Below are 17,468 nucleotides of genomic sequence, written 5' to 3'. Positions count from 1 at the left end.
CAGTGGCACGCGCTGGCCGAGTATCGCTGGCTGGACGTCGACAACGGCGGCACGAAACAGGGCTTCCTGGTGGGCGTTGATCGCGACCTCAACAAGAATTTCCGCGTCGGCGTGGGCTACAACTTCACCGACTTCAGCGACGACCTGACCGACTTCGACTACGACCACAAGGGTTGGTTCCTCAACCTGGTCGGAACCTACTGACCTCATCACGGGCGAAGGATCGCCCGGCAGCGTCGTCCGGCGCGCGCATGCCCACGCGTTGGTGAGCCCGAGGCCTAGGGGCCAAGGGCTGTCGGTGCGTTATCGGATGTATCCGGCTGGTAGTTCCGCACCAACGACTCGCGGATATGCTTCGTCAGCGCGTGACTGGTACCCAGGTGGCGGCTCGCTTCCACCAACGCATCCTGCAGCAGGGTTTCCGCCTGCTGCCTGTCATCCAGGTTCGCAGGCCTGCTGTGGCCGGCCCGCTGGATCAGCGCCTGCGCCATCCAGAACTTGGCGGCGGGGGAGGGTTGGTGGTGCTGACGGGTGGTGTGGACGACCTCCTGCAGCAGGCCAATGGCTTGCGTCAACGAGGCACTGGCATCCGCGTCTGACTGACGGCCCGCGGCCGCGATGAGCGCGCGGCCCTGTTCTTCCTTGGCTGCGAGCGTAGCCTGGTGGCGCGGGCCGAGCATCTGCTCCAGCAGTTGGGAGGCCTGGCTGGCGAGCGCGAGTGTACTGGCTGGATCTTCGTGCAGCCGCAGACGGGCCTCCAGCATCAGCAGGCGTGCGTACTCGGGGTGCCGCGTTCCGTAAGCTGCGACGATCGCTTCGCGCACCTTCTCTACTGCGGCGGGTTGGATGGCCTCCCCGCCGGACTGTTGGTACTTCACTTCCAACTGCAGTCGTTCGCTGCGCACGGTGTCCGGATGCGTCGACCCCAGTCGCTGGCGGCGCGAGGCCAGCAGTGATTCCGCCAGTGCGCCGGCTTCTGCATGACGCGCCTGCGACAGCAGCAGGGACAGGCGCGCTTCGCGGGCATTGTCTGCCAGCGCGGGAGATCTGGTGCCTGCCTGGTCGATGGCGCGTTGAAGGTCGCGGGCGGCCTCGGGCAGGTTCAACAGCTGCAGGTGCCATTGGCCGCGCAGGATGAGCAGTTCGACGTGGGTGTCGAGCGCAACGCGTGAGGGCATGCCGGCGGCAGTTTCCTGCGCGAAGTTCAGGGCGTCGAACGCAGCGTCGTATTCCGCCAGGCCCCAGTTCGCGCGTGCCAGCTCCGTCAGCAGGCCGAGCGTGGTCATGTCGGCGGTCGGGCGTGTCGAAGTCGCCTGCTCCAAGCCCCCTGCGGCCACCTCGCGCGCTTCGGCATGGCGGGATTGGAGGTTGAGCAGGGTAGCGAGCATCGCCTGCGTATCGGACTGGTGCACGCGATCATCCGCCAACAGGAGATTGGCTTCACCGGCCAGCGCAAGCGCATGCTCATAGTCGCCGAGCAAGGCGTAGCTGCGGGCCAGCGACGCGAGGGCTCGTGCCTTGATGGCGGGGCTGGACTGCAGCTGGAGTTCGCGCAGGTGCGCTTCGGATTTCTCGAGCAGCTGCCGGGAGGAAGGGCGAGCTTCGGCGAGTCCCGAGAGAGTTGCCGCACCCAGTGTCTGTTCGAACAGCGCGGACACCGCCTGCATGTCACGCATCTCCTGCCGGTCGCGAAGATGGAACCATGCCAGCACGCTGGCGCCGGTCGCCGCAACCACGATCACGCTGACGGCCAGCACGCTGGCGAGCGCATTGCGTTGCAGGAAACGCTGCAGGACGTAGCGACGGCCACCTTTGCGCGCTGCCACCGGCCGCCGGCTGAGCCAGCGATCGAGGTCGTCGGCCAAGGCGCCAATGCCGGCATAGCGTTCGTCCGGCGAGACAGCGACGCACTTCAATGCAATTGCATCCAGGTCGCCCTGCAGACCTCTGCACAGCTGCCGGCCGTTGCCGCACTTGCGCTTCCAGGCGACGTCGGCGGATGCCGCGACCGCCAACGCGGAGGGCGCGCGCAACGGCGTTGCTGGCTGCGCAACGAGGCCGGCATGCAGTGGCGGCAGTGGGCGCGGCCAATCCGCGACCAGCAGTTGGTACAGCACCACGCCGATCGAGTAGATGTCGCTGGCCGCGGACGGTATCCCGCCGGCGAGCACTTCGGGCGAGGTGTAGCCATGGGAGACCGCGATCCGTGGGGGTGAGGCGCCACCCCTTCCGTCTATGACGGTGGAGAGACCGAAATCGAGCAGATGGACGCGTCCGTCCGTCGATACCAGCATGTTGCCGGGTTTGATGTCCTGGTGCAGCACGCCGTGCGCGTGCGCGTACTGCAGTCCCTGGCACGCCTGCAGGAGCAGCGCCACGCGCTCGTGCAGTGTCAGACGTTGCTGGTCGGCCCAGAGATCGATCGAGATGCCATCGACCAGCCGCATCGCGAACCAGGGCCGACCATCTTCCTCGACGCCGCCGTCGAGCAGGGCGGCGATGTGGGGATGATCGAGTTGCGCGAGGTGGTTGCGTTCGCGCATGAAGGCATCGATCAATGCCGGTGAGGACATCTCGGCACGGATGCATTTGAGTGCGACCCGCTTGTTGTACTGCCCATCGACGCGACTGGCTTCATAGACCGTGCCCATGCCGCCGGTCCCCAGCACGCCGTCGATGCGCCACGGTCCCAGGCGGTTGCCGATGCGCGACGAGGAAAGGTCGGCATCGTCGTGCTCCGGAAGACCGATGAGGGCGTCGAACGCAGTGCTCTGCAGCGCGTGCTCTGCGGCGTCGGCGACCAGCAGCCTGTGCAGGGCATCGTGCAGTGCGGGGTCGCTTTTCCTGAGCCGTGCCAAGGCAGCGCAACGCTGCGACGGTGTCAGATCGACGTACGCGTCGAACAGTTCAAGCGCGCGGGCCGCTAGGTCGGACATCGGTGACTGTCGGGGAAGGACACGGCGTCAGGTGCCACGAAGGCAGGATGCAGTGGATGCGCGAGCGGACCGGGACCCATCGCGGTGAGGGTAGCGCTTTCGTGGCCCCGCGCGTCGATGCCGCGGAGATAATGGCGCGCCTGGAGGGATTCGAACCCCCGACCAATGGCTTCGGAAGCCACTACTCTATCCGGCTGAGCTACAGGCGCACGGGACGGGCATTCTAGCCGCAAACCGGCAGGTTGGCCCACTTCGACGTGCAGGCGGGGGAATCGGGGGCTGGCGGCGGGCCTGCTACCCTTTCCGACATGACATACGAGCGTTTTGAAGCGGCTGCAGTACCGCGCTGGCGGGAGCGCCTGGGGCAGTACTGGAAACTGGTGCGCGGCGATCGTCCGATCGGCGTGTTGCTGTTGCTGTGGCCCACGTGGTGGGCGCTGTGGCTGGCCTCCGATGGCGTGCCGCCGCTGTGGACGCTGTTCGTGTTCACGGCCGGGGTGTGGCTGACGCGCTCGGCGGGTTGCGTGATCAACGACTACGCCGATCGCTGGCTGGATCCGCAGGTGGAACGCACCCGCGATCGCCCTCTCGCGACCGGGGCCGTCAGTGGGCGTGAGGCGTTGCTGGTGTTCGCCGTGCTGATGCTGGTGGCCTTCGGGCTTGTGCTGACGTTGAACAGGCTCACCGCCTGGCTGAGCGTCGTCGGCGTTTTCCTGGCGGCGAGCTACCCGTACCTGAAGCGTTACACCTACCTGCCGCAGGTCTACCTGGGGCTCGCCTTCGGCTGGGGCATCCCGATGGCGTTTGCCGCCGTGCAGGGCGAGGTGCCGCCGGTGGCCTGGGTGCTGTATGGCGCCAACATCCTGTGGGCCACCGCCTACGACACCTGGTACGCGATGGTGGACCGCGAGGACGATATCCGGGCGGGGTCCAAGTCCACCGCGATCCTTTTCGGTGATCTTGATCTGGTCATCCAGGGCGTCCTGTATGCGCTGGTGCTGTTGGCCTTGTACCTGGTGGGAAGACAGGTGGCCCTGGGGCCTTGTTACTGGGCGGCCCTGGGAGTGGCCACGCTCCTGGTCGCGTGGGAGTTCGTCATGGCGCGCCACCGGGGACGGGAAGCATGCTTCCGGGCGTTCCTGCACAACAACTGGATAGGCGCGGCGATATTTGCCGGTCTGGCGCTGGATCTGTCGGTTCCGGGGGGCTGGTGGTCTTCATGATCCGCCGCGAAAAGCGTGATAGTTTTCTCATTTCCAAAGGGTGACATCACGTAACGCGCGACCATGGCGAAACATGACAGGGGGGCGGGAATCGCAGGGTTCCCTTCGATGAAGAGCGGGCGTTGGCTGGCGGGTATGTTGCTGGCCCTGTGCCTGGGCAATGCGGCCGCCCAGACGGTGCGCTGGGAGGACTACCGTGGCAATTCGCGTGTCGGGGCTGTCTACACTGGCCCGGCGGGTCGCCCCACGTTCGCGAACAACACCGGTACCGGCACGGACCGGCTCAATGCATTGCGTGCGATCGCCGCGAACGCCGCCAATGCCGTGCGTACCGGCACCGCGACCGACATCAACTACCGGCAGGCGGACTACAACCTCTGCAACCTCGACAGTGCAGTGGCCAGCGCCACGTCCTGCGGCCTCCAGGCCATGGGTCGAGTGTCATACGCGCTGATCCAGTTCCCGCAGGCGGGCACCTACAACCTCAGCATTGCCCACGACGACAACGTCGAAATCGGGCTCTCCAGCGATTACGCCAACACCAACTACCGTTCGGCCTCGTATGACGTCCCCGTGGGGGTGGTCAACGACTGGACGGCGGGCGAGACCACGTACGCCACGCTGGGCAGCTTCACCGCGACGAATGCGAACAGCTGCGCGCTGGTGCGCGTCTACTGGCTCAACCATGGCGGCATCAACTTCGCTCGCCTGCGCTGGACGCTGCCGGGCGGCGGTACCGCGATCATTCCGGCGACTGCGTTCCGCGATCCGGGCGCGGCGGCCAGCGCGACCGGCTGCAACGGTTCCATCACCGGCAACGGCACCACCATCACCTTGAACAAGGCGCTGGGCGCCCCGCGCGCCGACGCGAGCGACCAGTTCACGGTCCAGATCGGCACGACGTCGGCGGCGGGCACCGTGCGCGAGGCCACCACCTCCGGCAGCGGCGTCGGTCAGCAGGCGAGCACCGGTGCGCTGCCCGTCACCACGGGCACGACGTATTACCTGCGTGACGTGATGGCGAGCGGGAGCGCGTCCACACTGGCGGGTGCCTATACCGCGTCGATCAGCTGCACCCGCAACGGCGTGGCGTTCACGCCCGCGGGCGCGGCCCCGACATGGAACGTCACGCCCGCCGCCAACAACCAGATCGTCTGCACGATCACCAACACGGCGCGGCCCATCCTGCGCCTGAGCAAGGAACTGCCCGACGGTCGCCTGCAGGCCACGGACCAGTTCGCGCTCACCATTGCCGGAACCGGTGCAGGGGCAGGCGCGGCGGCGACCACGACCGGCGCCACCAGCACGCCCGCGCAGACGGCGATCGTCAGCCCCGCCACGGCGGGCAGCAGCTACACCTTCGCCGAGGCCGGTGCAGGGGGTGCGAACCTGGCCGACTACACCACGACGTATGCCTGCACCAACGCGCGCAGCGGTGGCCAGGCGCCCAGTGGCAGCGCTGCCTCGTTTGCGATCACACCGGTGGCGGGCGACCAGCTGGCCTGCCGCTTCCGCAACGTGCGGATTCCACGTGCGGACGTGTCGATCAGCAAGGTGGCCACGCCCGGCGCCGTCACCTCGGGGGATATCGCGACCTTCACCCTGACCGCCATCAACAACGGCCCCAGTGCGGCGGATGGCATGCGGATCTTCGATACGCCCGGCAGCGGCCTGGCCTGCGCCGACCCGGGCCCCACGGCCAGCTGCGCCGCTTCCAATGGCGCACTCTGCCCGGGTGCCACCGTGCCGGTGGCCGACCTGCAGGGTGCCGGCATACCGATTGCCAGTTTTCCGGTGTCGGGCCAGATCGTGCTGACCCTGCAATGCCGGGTCACGGCCACCGGCGCGCCCTGACCTGCGGCGTGCCGGTCACGGCACGCGCGCGCAGACCCACGCATCCACGCGTCGCACGCCTGCCCTGAGCAGCGCGTGCGCGGCGGCGTGCAAGGTCGCGCCGGTGGTCATCACGTCGTCGACCAGCGCCACATGACCGGGCAGTGATGCAGTGTCTCGTGCGGTGAATGCACGGGCGAGGTTGCGCCGCCGCTGTTCGGCGTCCAGTTCCGACTGCGCCCGTGTCGACCGTGTGCGTTGCAACAGGTCCGGACGAAGGGCAAGGCCGAGTGCAGTGGCCAGCGGGCGGGCGAGTTCCAGCGCCTGGTCGTAGCCCCTTTCTCGCAGGCGCAGTGCATGCAGCGGCACGGGCACGATCGCCTCCGGCCTCGGCGCGGAAGCGAGGACACCGGCCATCAACTCCGCCATCACGTGCCCGGCGGCCAGGTCGCGGTGGAACTTGAAGCGCGGGACCAGCCGGTCCAGCGGAAAGCCGTATACGAACACCGCCCGGGTGTGGGTCAGCACGGGAGGCTGCCGCAGGCAGTCTCCGCATTCGCCGGGGACCGGCATCGGCAATCCGCAGCGAACGCAGGAAGACCTGTTCCATGGAAGCTGTTCGGTGCATGACGCGCACAGATCGACGCCGTTGGCGCCACGTTCGCGGCAGACCAGGCAGCGTGGGGCGAGCAGCAACGTGCTGGCCCATCGATAAAAGCCGTCAACTTTCAGAGCATCCATGCGGTTGACAGGGCGCAGCCCGGTTTCCAGACTTCCCCGACTCTAATTCCCCAAGGCCACCATGTCCTCTCACATTTCGAGCGATGCGCCGGTGCTGCGCCACGACTGGCAGCGCGAGGAGCTGTTGGCCTTGTTCGACCTGCCGTTCCCCGAGTTGCTGCACCGGGCATCGGCCGTGCACCGCCGCCATTTCGATCCCGCCGAAGTGCAGGTCTCGACCCTGTTGTCGGTGAAGACCGGCGGATGCCCGGAGGACTGCGCGTACTGCCCGCAGGCCCAGCGCTACGACACCGGCGTGAACGCGCAGAAACTGATGGATGCCGAACAGGTGCTGGCGAAAGCCGCGCAGGCCAAGGCGGCCGGTGCGTCGCGCTTCTGCATGGGCGCGGCCTGGCGTTCGCCGAAGGACCGCGACATCCCGAAGGTCGCCGAGATGATCCGTGGAGTGAAGGCCCTGGGCCTGGAAACCTGCGCCACGCTGGGCATGCTCAGCGGTGAGCAGGCACATGCGCTGAAGGACGCCGGGTTGGACTACTACAACCACAACCTGGACACCGCGCCGGAGTTCTACGGCGACATCATCCACACGCGCGAGTACCAGGACCGCCTGGACACGCTGTCGCATGTGCGCGATGCCGGCATGAAGACCTGCTGCGGCGGCATCGTCGGCATGGGCGAGTCGCGCGACCAGCGCGCCGGCCTGCTGCAGGCGCTGGCCAACCTGCCCGCGCATCCGGACTCGGTGCCGATCAACCGGTTGGTGCAGGTGGCGGGCACCCCTCTGCACGGGACGACCGAACTGGATCCGTTCGAGTTCGTCCGCACCATCGCGGTCGCCCGCATCGCGATGCCGGCCTCCATGGTGCGGCTGTCGGCGGGACGCGAGGCCATGAGCGACGAGCTGCAGGCGCTGTGCTTCCTGGCCGGCGCCAATTCGATCTTCTACGGCGAGAAGCTGCTGACCACCGGCAACCCCGACACCGAGCGCGACCAGGCGCTGTTCGCACGCCTGGGCCTGCGGCCGATGAGGGTGCAGGTGGAAAACGTGCACGAGCATCACAGAACCGATGCCCCGGGCAGCGGTACGGTGCATGCCGACATCACCCACCCTGCGCCGCACTGCGGCCAGGCGGCGTAGTCGGGGGAACGACAGGGGCAGGACGAAGGCCATCACGCCGGCGCGGGCATCGCGGACCGGCGCGTCGGCGTCGCTGCGTCCCGGCCGCATCCGCCGACGCGATCCTCCGTATCCGGTGCCGACACCATGACCCGCCCTGACCTGCACGACCGCATCCTTGCCCAGCGCCAGCAACGCGTGGCGCTGGCGCGCCAGCGCACACGCCGCATCGTCAGCCGGCGCGACGGTGTGCGCGTGGAGGTCGATGGCCGGTGGCTGACCGAGTTCAGCAGCAACGACTACCTGGGCCTGGCGCAGCAGTTCGAAGTGACCAATGCGCTGCAGGACGCCGCTGCGCGCGAAGGCGCGGGCGCGGGCGCATCGCATCTGGTCAGTGGCCACCACGCCGCCCACGAAGGACTCGAGCGCGACATCGCGGAGTGGCTGGGCTATCCGCGTGCGCTGTTGTTCGGCAGTGGCTTCCTTGCCAACCTCGCCGTGCAGCAGGCCCTGCTGGAAGACGGGGACGTCTGTGTGCAGGACCGGCTCAACCACGCCAGCCTGCTCGATGCGACGCGGCTGGCGGGTGCCAGGCTGCGGCGTTACCCGCACCTCGACCCGGAAGGCGCATTGCGCCAGCTCAAGCTGCAGGCGGACGGCGCGGCGATGCTGGTGACGGACGGTGTCTTCAGCATGGACGGCGACACTGCGCCGTTGCGTGCGTTGAGCCTGGTGGCGCGCATGCAGCAGGCATTGCTGTTCGTCGACGACGCGCATGGCGTCGGCGTGCGCGGCCCGGACGGCCGCGGCAGCGTGGCGGAAGCCCGGATGGGCGTGGCCGACGTGCCCCTGCAGCTGGTCACGCTCGGCAAGGCGCTTGGCGGTTATGGCGCCGTCGTCGTGGGCGAAGAGATTCTGATCCAGCATCTCGCCGAAACCGCACGCCCCTACATCTACACCACCGCGCTGCCGCCGGCGCTGGCGGCGGCCAGCCGCGTCGCCGTGAAGCACGCCCGCCGCGACCACTGGCGCCGCGAGAAGCTGCAGTCGCTGGTGGATCGCTTCCGCAGCGGGGCCCAGCGCGCGGGCCTGCAGTTGATGGCTTCCGAATCGCCGATCCAGCCGGTGCTGTGCGGCAGCGACGCCAATGCGCTGGCCCTGTCCGCCGCGCTGGACAGTGCCGGTTACTTCGTGCCCGCCATCCGCCCACCCACCGTGCCGGACGGCAAGGCGCGCCTGCGCATCACCCTGTCCGCCCTGCACTCGCCGCAGGACGTGGATGGACTGGTGACGACGCTGGCGCGCTCGTGGGATGCGGTACAGCGCGTGCACGGCGCCGTCGCCTGACGCGACGCGCCATCCCGTCTGCGTGATCCCGCTCCGGGCGGGATCGGCGACAATACGCACATGCATATCGAATCCCTCGGCAACGGCCCGTCCCTGGTGCTGCTGCACGGTTGGGCGCTGCATGGCGGGGTGTTCGCACCGCTGGTGCAGCGGCTGTCCGACCGCTACACCCTCCATCTCGTCGACCTGCCCGGCCATGGCCACAGTCGTGGCAGCGACGTCGCGCTGACGCTGGACGCCACCGCCGATGCCATCCTCGCCAGCACGCCGCCCGCAGTGTGGCTGGCATGGTCACTGGGCGGATTGTTCGCATTGCAGGCCGCCGCGCGGTCGCCGCACGTGCGCGGACTGGCGATGGTCGCCTCCACTCCGCGCTTCGTTCGCAGCGACGCATGGACGCACGCGGTCGATGCCAGCGTATTCGCGCAATTCGGCACCGACCTGCGCAACGACTACGCGGGCACGCTGGAGCGCTTTCTCGCGCTGGACACCATGGGCTCCGAACATGCGCGCAGCGAGTTGCGCACGTTGAAACACGATCTCTATGCGCGCGGCGAACCCGCACCCGAAGCGCTGCAGGCGGGCCTGCAATTGCTGGAGCAATCCGACATGCGCGCGACGCTGCCCGCGCTGTCCGTGCCCAGCCTGTGGCTGGCCGGTCGCCGCGACCTGCTGGTGCCGTCGAAGGCGATGCATGCGGCGGCAGCGCTCTCGCCGCAGGCGCACTTCGTCGAGATCGCTGGGGGCGGGCACGCGCCGTTCCTGGGGCATGCCGACCGGGTGGCGGAAGAAGTCGACCGCTTCATGCAGTCCCTCACGCATGAGGTGGCGGCATGACCACCTTCGATCAGCGCCATATCCGGCGCGCCTTCTCGCGCTCCGCTGCCAGTTACGACGCGGCGGCGGCTCTGCAGCACGAAGTGGAAAAGCGGCTGATGGAGTCGCTGGACTATTTCACCCTGCGAAGAGGGCAGGACGCCGCAGCGCCCAGCGTGGTGCTGGACGTGGGGTGCGGCCCCGCACACGCGGCGGCGGCGATGCGCAAGCGCTGGCCGAAGGCGCAGGTGGTCGCGCTGGACCTGGCGTTGCCGATGTTGCGCGAAGCCAAGAAGCAATCCGGCTGGTGGAAGCCGTTCCAGCGCGTGTGTGCCGACCTGCGCGCATTGCCATTGGCCGAAGGCACGGTGGACGTGCTGTTCTGCAATCTCAGTCTGCAATGGGTGGACGACCTGCCTGCCGCATTCAACGGGTTCCGTCGCGTGCTGAAACCCGGCGGGTTGCTGGTGTGCTCGACCTTCGGGCCGGAGACGCTCCAGGAACTGCGCGATGCCTTCGCGCATGCCGATGCCGTGCCGCATGTCAGTCCATTCCCGCAGATCGCCCAGTTCGGCGATGCGCTGATGATGGCCGGTTTCCGCGATCCGGTGCTCGATCGCGACCGCTTCACCCTGACCTACGACGACCTGCCGGCCCTGATGCGCGAGCTGCGCGCGATGGGCGCGACCAACGCCCTGCAGCATCGCCGGCATACGCTGACCGGGCGTGCGCGGTTCACCGCCGCTGCCCGCGCGTACGAACCGCTGCGGCGGGCAGACGGCAAGCTGCCCAGCACCTGGGATGTCATCTACGCACACGCCTGGGCGCCGCCGCCGGGTGCCCCGATCCGCGGGCAGGGAGAAGACATCGCGACGGTACCGCTGGCGAAGATCCCGATCAGACGCAAGCTGTAGGAGCGGCTTCCGCCCCGATCGCGCGCATCCGGCGCCACCGGGCGCACCCTAGGGAATCAGCCGCCGACCTGTGCGATCCAGTCCTGCAGGTTGTAGTAGTTGGTGACGCGCGCGATGCGGTCGTCGCGGATATCGAAGAACGCACCACCCGGCAGCATGTACGTCTGGCCACTCGCGGCTGGCAGGCCCTCGTCGGTGTGGTGGTATTCGCCATGCACCACGTATTCGGCGGCGGCATGCTGGCCGTCCTGCGTGACCAGTACCACGATGTCGCGCAGCTGTTCGCGGTAACTGGCATTCATGCGGCCGAGGAAGGCGGCGAAGGCGTCGCGCCCGATCTCGCGCGCGCCCTGGTTGAGGTCGTGCACCACGTCGTCTGTCAGCAATGCCAGCATGCTCGCCCAGTCGCCGCGATTGAACGCGGCGTAGTAGCTGAGGACGAGTTCGGTGGCGCGATCCTGCCGGCGCGTGCCGTCGATCTTCATGGTGGATTCCCGGGGGAGGGCGACGCGCCGATGATACGCCAGGCCTTCAGCGTGGCAGGCGGTCGCGATGGAAGAAATAGACTTCCTGCAACAGGAAGCGCCAACGCGTGGCGAACGTGCGGAAGCGGCTGGTCGGCGTGGGCGAACCGACGGCACGGATGCCCAGGCCGCGACTGATCCGCAGGGCACGCGCCATGTGCAGCGGATCGCTCACGATGATGACGCTGTGCAGGTTGTGTTGCTGCATCAGCAGGGATGCCTGGCGCAGATTCTCGTGCGTATTGCGTGACAGCGACTCGATCAGGATCGCTTTCTCCGGCACGCCCTGGCGCAACGCGTAGCGGCGCGCGACCTGCGACTCCGAGAAGCGCGCGCCCGAGCCGCCGTAGCCGCCGGTGAAGATCAGTGTCGGCGCCATGCCGCGCTTGTACAGATCGATGCCATGGCGGATGCGCTCCTCGAACACGGGCGATGGCTTGGCGTCGTAAGCGGCGGCACCCAACACGATGATCGCATCGGCGCGCGCCGCATCGTCCCGCTGCCCCACCCACACGATGTAGGCCGCCACACCCACCAGCCACGCCAGGGCAAGCAACAGCAGGCGCCACATCCAGCCTGCAAGGCCACGCTTCGATTTGCGCCGCCGCGTGCTCATGCCGCTGCCTCCCAGGGAAGCGCATCCAGGTCGACGTTGCCACCGGACAGGAGCACGCCGACCCGCTGCCCGGCAAAGCGCTCCCGGTGCCGCAGGATCGCGGCCAATGCGATGGCGGACGAAGGCTCGACCACCAGCTTCAGGCATTGCCACAGCAGCCGCATCGCGGAGAGCGTTTCGGCATCGGGCACGGTCAACACCTCCACGGCATGCATGCGCAGCAGGGTGAAGTTGGGTTCGCCGAGCGCACCGCGAAGGCCGTCGCACACGGTGTCGGGAACAAAGTCGACCCGTCGCTCACCGGCCGCCAGCGAATCGGCGGTATCGGCAGCCCCTTCCGGTTCCGCACCGAAGATGCGGCAGTCCATGGTCGTCGCGGCAGCGCTTATCGCGGTACCCGAGAGGAGTCCACCGCCGCCGACCGGTGCGACCAGGGCATCCAGCGGGCCGTGAGCGTTCAGCAATTCCAGCGCTGCCGTGCCCTGGCCGGCGATCACGTGCGGATGGGTGTAGGGATGGATCAGGCTGGCGCCGGTTTCGGCCTGCACCCGTGCAGCCGCCGCTTCGCGGGCGGCTATCGTCGGCGCGCAGGTGTGCAGGTGGGCGCCATAGCGGGTGATGTTGGCCAGTTTCGCGGCATTTGCGCCCTCGGGCACGACGACGTGGCACACGATGCCGCGCGTCCGTGCCGCCAGCGCGAGCGCGGCGCCGTGGTTGCCCGAGGAATGCGTCACCACGCCACGCGCTGCCGTCGCGTCGTCGAGCGCCCAGACCGCGTTGCAGGCGCCGCGGAACTTGAACGCCCCCGTCCGTTGCAGCGGTTCAGCCTTGAAATGGAGCACGCAGCCCGCCAGGGCATCCAGTGCGCTGGAGTGCAGGACGGGGGTGGTGTGTGCGTGGGGGGCGATACGGGCGGCAGCGGCGAGGACGTCGTCGAAGGTGGGCAAGGGCGTCGGCATGCAGAAAGGTTAACGCATCACCCGTCCACCAGGCCTGTGTTGACGGGCTTTCCACGCCGGGACGGAGCCGGAGGGGTTAAGCACTGATTCAATGCGCCGGGCAGATGCTGCAAAGGCAAAGTAACGGGGGTTCCGCCATGAAGCGCACATCTCTTTTCGCCATCGCGTTCGCCAGCCTGGCCCTGGGCGGCTGTGCGACCTATGACTACGTGGGTGATACCGCACCGGGTGGCTATTACCACGGTCGGCCCAGCACCCAGTACTACGATCCCTACGGCGGCTACTACGGTGGCGTCGGGTCGTATGGTGGGTATGGGTATGGCGGACCCTATCGCTACAGCAGCTATTACGGCTATCCGTACTACGGCTACTACGGGTCCCACTACCCCTATTACCCGCCGCACCACCATCCCCGGCCGCCGCGTCCCGGCGACAACACCCCCAAGCCGCCCGGCAATGGGGGAAGTGGCAACCGGCCGCCGCCGTGGCGGGACCCCACCGGTCGCTGGCGTGAAGGCGGTTCCCAGCCGATGGTCCCGAATCGTCCCGGCCAGGTCATCCCTTCCCCCAGCCAGCCGCGCGTGGGTGAAGGGGGTTATCGCCCGCCCCGCGTGATGCCATCGCCCAACCAGCCACGCATGAATGAGGGTGGCTATCGTCCTCCCCGCGTGACTTCTTCGCCCTCCGCGCCGCGTGCGGTCGAGCGGCCGCAACAGCGCATGGAGCGCCCGGCACCGGCCAGGGCGGAGCGTCCCGCGCCGCCGCCGCGACCGTCATCCGGACGCTCGGAGAATGCCACCCGTCAGCTGGAGCGCTGAAACAGCCCCCTGACGGGGTTCTTCCGTTGCTTTCCCCTCGCCGTCGTCGCAGGCTCCGAACAATCAGTTGACCGGTTGCGTCGCTTTCTGACGTAAGCGGCAATAAAGGTTCAATGTCGACGTCCGGTGGGGAAATCTGGATCCCCCCTGTTCCGGCCCTGCCGGGCGTCGGCGCCTCTGCAAAAAGCCCGGCAATGCCGGGCTTTTTCTTGTCTCTGCTATCCTGCGCGCATAAAAAAGGGGCCGGTAGTCCCCCGACTACCGGCCCCTCGGCATCCCCGGCGTGCGCATGGCTGGCCCCTGTTCCAATTACCAGCCCGGCGCCCCTGGTCGCTTGCCACGACGGGTGCACGGGAATACAGCAGGAAGCGTGCCAACTTTGCCCTCCCGGCATGCCGGATCCGCCCGACCCAATCCCATTGCCTGTCGACATCCGCGCAGGTACCGGACTCCCACGATGAATGCCAGCTTCCACCACTACGACGTCATCATCATCGGCGGCGGCCATGCCGGCACCGAAGCCGCATTGGCCTCCGCGCGAGCCGGCGCACGCACGCTGCTGCTGACCCACAACGTGGAAACCGTGGGTGCGATGAGCTGCAATCCGGCCATCGGCGGCATCGGCAAGGGGCACCTGGTCAAGGAAATCGACGCGCTCGGGGGCGTGATGGCATGGGCGGCCGACCGGGCCGGCATCCAGTGGCGCACCCTCAACGCGTCGAAAGGGCCTGCCGTGCGCGCCACGCGCTGCCAGGCCGATCGCGCCCTGTACCGCAGCGCGATCCGGCGCGCCGTGGAAGCGCAGCCCAACCTGACCCTGTTCCAGGCAGCCGTCGATGATCTGGTCATCGAGAACGACACGGTACGTGGCGCGATCACCCAGACCGGCCTGACCTTCCATGCGCCTGCGGTCGTCCTGACCGCGGGGACGTTCCTCGCCGGCAAGATCCACGTGGGCGAAACCCAGTACGCCGGTGGTCGCGCGGGCGATCCGCCCGCCACCGCGCTGGCGCAACGACTGCGCGAAGGCGCCTTCGTCGTGGATCGCCTGAAGACCGGCACGCCGCCGCGCATCGATGGCCGTTCGCTCGACTATTCGGTGATGGAAGAACAGCCCGGCGACGATCCGTTGCCGGTGATGTCGTTCATGGGCGACGTGGCCGACCATCCGCGCCAGGTGTCGTGCTGGATCACCCACACCAGCGAACAGACGCACGAGATCATCCGCGGCGCCTTGCATCGTTCACCGATGTATTCCGGCCAGATCGAAGGCATCGGCCCGCGCTATTGCCCGTCCATCGAGGACAAGGTGGTGCGCTTCGCCGAGAAGGCCAGCCACCAGATCTTCGTCGAGCCCGAAGGCCTGGAGGTCACCGAGATCTACCCCAACGGCATTTCCACCTCGCTGCCGTTCGATGTGCAGCTGGCGCTGGTGCGCAGCATCCGCGGCATGGAGCGCGCGCACATCACGCGGCCGGGGTATGCCATCGAATACGACTTCTTCGATCCGCGCGGCCTCAAGGCCTCGCTGGAAACCAAAGCGGTGGCCAACCTGTTCTTCGCCGGGCAGATCAACGGCACCACCGGGTACGAGGAAGCTGCTGCGCAGGGCCTGCTCGCCGGCCTCAATGCCGCGCGCTTCGTGCAGCAGAAGGAGGCCTGGTCGCCGCGACGCGATGAAGCCTATCTCGGCGTGCTCGTCGACGACCTGATCACGCACGGCACCAAGGAGCCGTATCGCATGTTCACCAGCCGTGCCGAGTATCGGCTGCAGCTGCGCGAGGACAATGCCGACCTGCGCCTGACGGAGACGGGTCGCACGCTGGGTCTGGTCGACGATGCGCGCTGGCAGCGCTTCGAGGCCAAGCGCGAAGCCATCGCGCGCGAAACCGGCCGCCTGCGGGCGCTGTGGGCCACGCCCGCGAATGCCCTGGGCCGCGAAGTGGCCGACACGCTCGGCGTGCAGGTCAGCCGCGAGACCAACGTGCTCGACCTGATCAAGCGTCCGGAACTGGACTACGCCAAGCTGGTGGCCGTGCCGTCGATCGGCCCCGGCGTGGAGGATGCGCGGGTGGCCGAACAGGTGGAGATCGGTGTGAAGTACGCCGGCTACCTGGACCGCCAGCGCGACGAGATCGAACGCCAGCAGCGCAACGAATCCACGCCGATCCCAACCGGCTTCGACTTCGCCAGCGTGCGTGGCCTGTCTGCCGAAGTGCAGCAGAAGCTGGAGCGCGTGCAGCCCGAAACCATTGGCCAGGCCCAGCGCATCCCCGGCATGACACCCGCCGCCATTTCATTGCTGCTGGTGCACCTGGAGCGCGCGCGGCGCACGCGGGTGGCGTAACCCGTTGCGTTCCGTTGCAGGAGCGACGCAAGTCGCGACCGCACGCGTTCCGATTTCCAGAACAGGGTCATTCTCGACCGATGGCGCACTGTCGCCGAGAATCTGCGGTCGCGACTTGCGTCGCCCCTGCAGTGAGCGCCCATGCCTCGTTGGGGAGTCGCGTCTTCCGTAAAGCGCTTCGATATCTCGAATACTTTATCCAGGCGCCGCAATCGGATTGAATCGCCCTGGCTCCGGTGACCATCTCCAAGCCGCACATCGCGCCCGGATGGAATCCCTGCACGTTGTGGCCTGTGAAATACCAGGGAGGGCTCACCGATAGCCATCGTAAACACGTGAACTTGCGCATTCGAGGTGAGCAGTCGGGTAACCAGAGTTACTTGTTGCATGCCGCTTCGCGATCGAAGATGAATTTTCGATGATTCACAACGGACATCACGGTTTAACAACGCCGCGTTGCCCAGCATTCGCACCGCTGCATCGGGGTACACAACCTAAGCGCAAAGGAGTGGCACGTGAGCAAGGAATCGGCGAACCAGTTCGATCAGCTTGGCGCTCTCTACGAAGATCTGGCCACCTGGCCATTCCGCGAACACATCGAGACACCCAGCGTCAAACATGCGCTGGGGTCGCTCGCGGGACTGGATGTGGTCGACTACGGATGCGGCAGCGGATTTTACGCACGCACCATGAAGGCCGAAGGCGCACGCCGTGTCGTGGGATACGACCTGGCGGACGGCATGCTCGAGTATGCCCGCCGCGTGGCGGAGCGCGACGGCGTCCCCATCGAGTTCCGCTCGAGACTCGGGCCGGAATGCGAGGGTGCATTCGATGTGGTGCTGGCGGTTTATGTGCTCCCCTATGCGACAACACGCGCAGAACTGGATCAGATGTGCGCCGAGATGATGGCGCCGCTTCGTCCTGGCGGGAGGCTGATCGCCCTGCCGATCCACGCGCGCTTCGAACCCGATCCCGATTACTACGCGGCATGCGGGTTCACCCTGACGCCGGATGATCCGCAGCACCCGTACGAGGAGGGTGGGCGCTTGCGTCTGGATCTGCGTTACCGCCAATACGACGCGAGCGTGTATGCCTGGTACTGGTCAGAGGACGCCATCAGTGCCGCCCTCGGCAAGGCGGGCGCGACCGCCATTCGATGGGCGAATCCGGCGCTCGATGAGCAATATGGCGCGGCCGACGTGCCACAAGCGCTCCAGGCGTATGTCGATAAGCCGCATGCGTCGATACTCCAGTGCCGCAAGTCGTAGGGGCCGGCG

Annotated in this window: 14 protein-coding genes, 1 tRNA gene and 1 pseudogene; 10 read left to right on the top strand and 6 right to left on the bottom strand. The window is 67.6% G+C overall.

Annotated features, from left to right (window positions below):
* The coding region (locus tag WBN46_RS17960) for a hypothetical protein (protein ID WP_337732762.1) at positions 1-204 on the top strand (204 nt) is incomplete at its 5' end.
* Positions 205-278: 74 nt separating this feature from the next.
* Here WBN46_RS17960 and WBN46_RS17955 read toward each other — a convergent pair.
* On the bottom strand, positions 279-2,936 hold the full coding sequence (locus WBN46_RS17955) for a serine/threonine-protein kinase (RefSeq protein ID WP_337732761.1): 2,658 nt from the start codon (positions 2,934-2,936) through the stop codon (positions 279-281).
* 132 nt (positions 2,937-3,068) lie between these two features.
* Positions 3,069-3,145 (bottom strand) — tRNA-Arg (locus tag WBN46_RS17950).
* 99 nt (positions 3,146-3,244) lie between these two features.
* On the opposite strand from WBN46_RS17950, the gene ubiA reads away from it, so the two are divergent.
* Positions 3,245-4,159, top strand: coding sequence for a 4-hydroxybenzoate octaprenyltransferase (ubiA, locus tag WBN46_RS17945; RefSeq protein ID WP_337732760.1), 915 nt, complete (start codon positions 3,245-3,247; stop codon positions 4,157-4,159).
* Between the two features lie 108 nt (positions 4,160-4,267).
* Positions 4,268-6,013, top strand: coding sequence for a hypothetical protein (locus WBN46_RS17940; protein WP_337732759.1), 1,746 nt, complete (start codon positions 4,268-4,270; stop codon positions 6,011-6,013).
* A gap of 15 nt (positions 6,014-6,028) precedes the next feature.
* Here the strand turns inward: WBN46_RS17940 and WBN46_RS17935 are convergent, their stop codons facing one another.
* Complete coding sequence (locus WBN46_RS17935; RefSeq protein ID WP_337732758.1) at positions 6,029-6,733, bottom strand: ComF family protein; 705 nt, start codon at positions 6,731-6,733, stop codon at positions 6,029-6,031.
* A gap of 61 nt (positions 6,734-6,794) precedes the next feature.
* Here WBN46_RS17935 and bioB point away from each other — a divergent pair, with 61 nt between their 5' ends.
* The 4 genes from bioB (at position 6,795) to bioC (ending at position 10,927) form a co-directional block, all read left to right on the top strand.
* Entirely contained in the window at positions 6,795-7,871 is a 1,077-nt protein-coding gene (gene bioB, locus WBN46_RS17930; protein WP_337732757.1) for a biotin synthase BioB, read from the top strand.
* A 126-nt stretch (positions 7,872-7,997) separates the two neighbouring features.
* On the top strand, positions 7,998-9,197 hold the full coding sequence (gene bioF / locus WBN46_RS17925; RefSeq protein ID WP_337732756.1) for an 8-amino-7-oxononanoate synthase: 1,200 nt from the start codon (positions 7,998-8,000) through the stop codon (positions 9,195-9,197).
* A 60-nt stretch (positions 9,198-9,257) separates the two neighbouring features.
* Entirely contained in the window at positions 9,258-10,034 is a 777-nt protein-coding gene (bioH, locus tag WBN46_RS17920) for a pimeloyl-ACP methyl ester esterase BioH (protein ID WP_337732755.1), read from the top strand.
* The gene (gene bioC, locus WBN46_RS17915) at positions 10,031-10,927 is read left to right on the top strand and encodes a malonyl-ACP O-methyltransferase BioC (protein ID WP_337732754.1); all 897 of its coding nucleotides are present in this window, start codon (positions 10,031-10,033) and stop codon (positions 10,925-10,927) included. Before bioH ends, bioC begins: the two co-directional genes overlap by 4 nt.
* 56 nt (positions 10,928-10,983) lie before the next feature.
* Here bioC and WBN46_RS17910 read toward each other — a convergent pair whose 3' ends face one another.
* The 3 genes from WBN46_RS17910 to WBN46_RS17900 are packed head-to-tail and all read right to left on the bottom strand — an operon-like array spanning position 10,984 to position 13,026.
* The gene (locus WBN46_RS17910; RefSeq protein ID WP_192203294.1) at positions 10,984-11,412 is read right to left on the bottom strand and encodes a ketosteroid isomerase-related protein; all 429 of its coding nucleotides are present in this window, start codon (positions 11,410-11,412) and stop codon (positions 10,984-10,986) included.
* 46 nt (positions 11,413-11,458) lie between these two features.
* Positions 11,459-12,067: a YdcF family protein gene (locus WBN46_RS17905; protein WP_337732753.1), complete on the bottom strand. Its 609-nt coding sequence runs from the start codon at positions 12,065-12,067 to the stop codon at positions 11,459-11,461.
* A complete protein-coding gene (locus WBN46_RS17900; RefSeq protein ID WP_337732752.1) occupies positions 12,064-13,026 on the bottom strand; it encodes a pyridoxal-phosphate dependent enzyme in 963 nt (320 codons plus the stop codon). Before WBN46_RS17900 ends, WBN46_RS17905 begins: the two co-directional genes overlap by 4 nt.
* A gap of 137 nt (positions 13,027-13,163) precedes the next feature.
* On the opposite strand from WBN46_RS17900, the pseudogene WBN46_RS17895 reads away from it, so the two are divergent.
* The 3 genes and pseudogenes from WBN46_RS17895 to WBN46_RS17885 form a co-directional block, all read left to right on the top strand.
* Positions 13,164-13,511: pseudogene (locus tag WBN46_RS17895) on the top strand (hypothetical protein); the annotation flags it as partial.
* Positions 13,512-14,301: 790 nt separating this feature from the next.
* Positions 14,302-16,191, top strand: a complete 1,890-nt coding sequence (gene mnmG, locus WBN46_RS17890) for a tRNA uridine-5-carboxymethylaminomethyl(34) synthesis enzyme MnmG (RefSeq protein WP_337732751.1) — start codon at positions 14,302-14,304, stop codon at positions 16,189-16,191.
* A 515-nt stretch (positions 16,192-16,706) separates the two neighbouring features.
* A complete protein-coding gene (locus WBN46_RS17885) occupies positions 16,707-17,459 on the top strand; it encodes a class I SAM-dependent methyltransferase (RefSeq protein WP_337732750.1) in 753 nt (250 codons plus the stop codon).
* The last annotated feature ends 9 nt before the right edge of the window (positions 17,460-17,468 follow it).

The organism is Pseudoxanthomonas sp. CCNWLW251 (genome assembly GCF_037402255.1).
Classification (GTDB): domain Bacteria; phylum Pseudomonadota; class Gammaproteobacteria; order Xanthomonadales; family Xanthomonadaceae; genus Pseudoxanthomonas_A.
This window is presented reverse-complemented; position numbering and strand designations above follow the sequence as displayed.

What these genes read in the sequence shown, in the direction of transcription:
- bioB (WP_337732757.1), top strand. Translation starts at nt 6,795, where the DNA reads ATGTCCTCTCACATTTCGAGCGATGCGCCGGTGCTGCGCCACGACTGG.
- bioH (WP_337732755.1), top strand. Translation starts at nt 9,258, where the DNA reads ATGCATATCGAATCCCTCGGCAACGGCCCGTCCCTGGTGCTGCTGCAC.
- mnmG (WP_337732751.1), top strand. Translation starts at nt 14,302, where the DNA reads ATGAATGCCAGCTTCCACCACTACGACGTCATCATCATCGGCGGCGGC.
- bioF (WP_337732756.1), top strand. Translation starts at nt 7,998, where the DNA reads ATGACCCGCCCTGACCTGCACGACCGCATCCTTGCCCAGCGCCAGCAA.
- WBN46_RS17900 (WP_337732752.1), bottom strand. Translation starts at nt 13,026, where the DNA reads ATGCCGACGCCCTTGCCCACCTTCGACGACGTCCTCGCCGCTGCCGCC.
- WBN46_RS17910 (WP_192203294.1), bottom strand. Translation starts at nt 11,412, where the DNA reads ATGAAGATCGACGGCACGCGCCGGCAGGATCGCGCCACCGAACTCGTC.
- ubiA (WP_337732760.1), top strand. Translation starts at nt 3,245, where the DNA reads ATGACATACGAGCGTTTTGAAGCGGCTGCAGTACCGCGCTGGCGGGAG.
- bioC (WP_337732754.1), top strand. Translation starts at nt 10,031, where the DNA reads ATGACCACCTTCGATCAGCGCCATATCCGGCGCGCCTTCTCGCGCTCC.
- WBN46_RS17955 (WP_337732761.1), bottom strand. Translation starts at nt 2,936, where the DNA reads ATGTCCGACCTAGCGGCCCGCGCGCTTGAACTGTTCGACGCGTACGTC.
- WBN46_RS17940 (WP_337732759.1), top strand. Translation starts at nt 4,268, where the DNA reads ATGAAGAGCGGGCGTTGGCTGGCGGGTATGTTGCTGGCCCTGTGCCTG.
- WBN46_RS17935 (WP_337732758.1), bottom strand. Translation starts at nt 6,733, where the DNA reads ATGGATGCTCTGAAAGTTGACGGCTTTTATCGATGGGCCAGCACGTTG.
- WBN46_RS17905 (WP_337732753.1), bottom strand. Translation starts at nt 12,067, where the DNA reads ATGAGCACGCGGCGGCGCAAATCGAAGCGTGGCCTTGCAGGCTGGATG.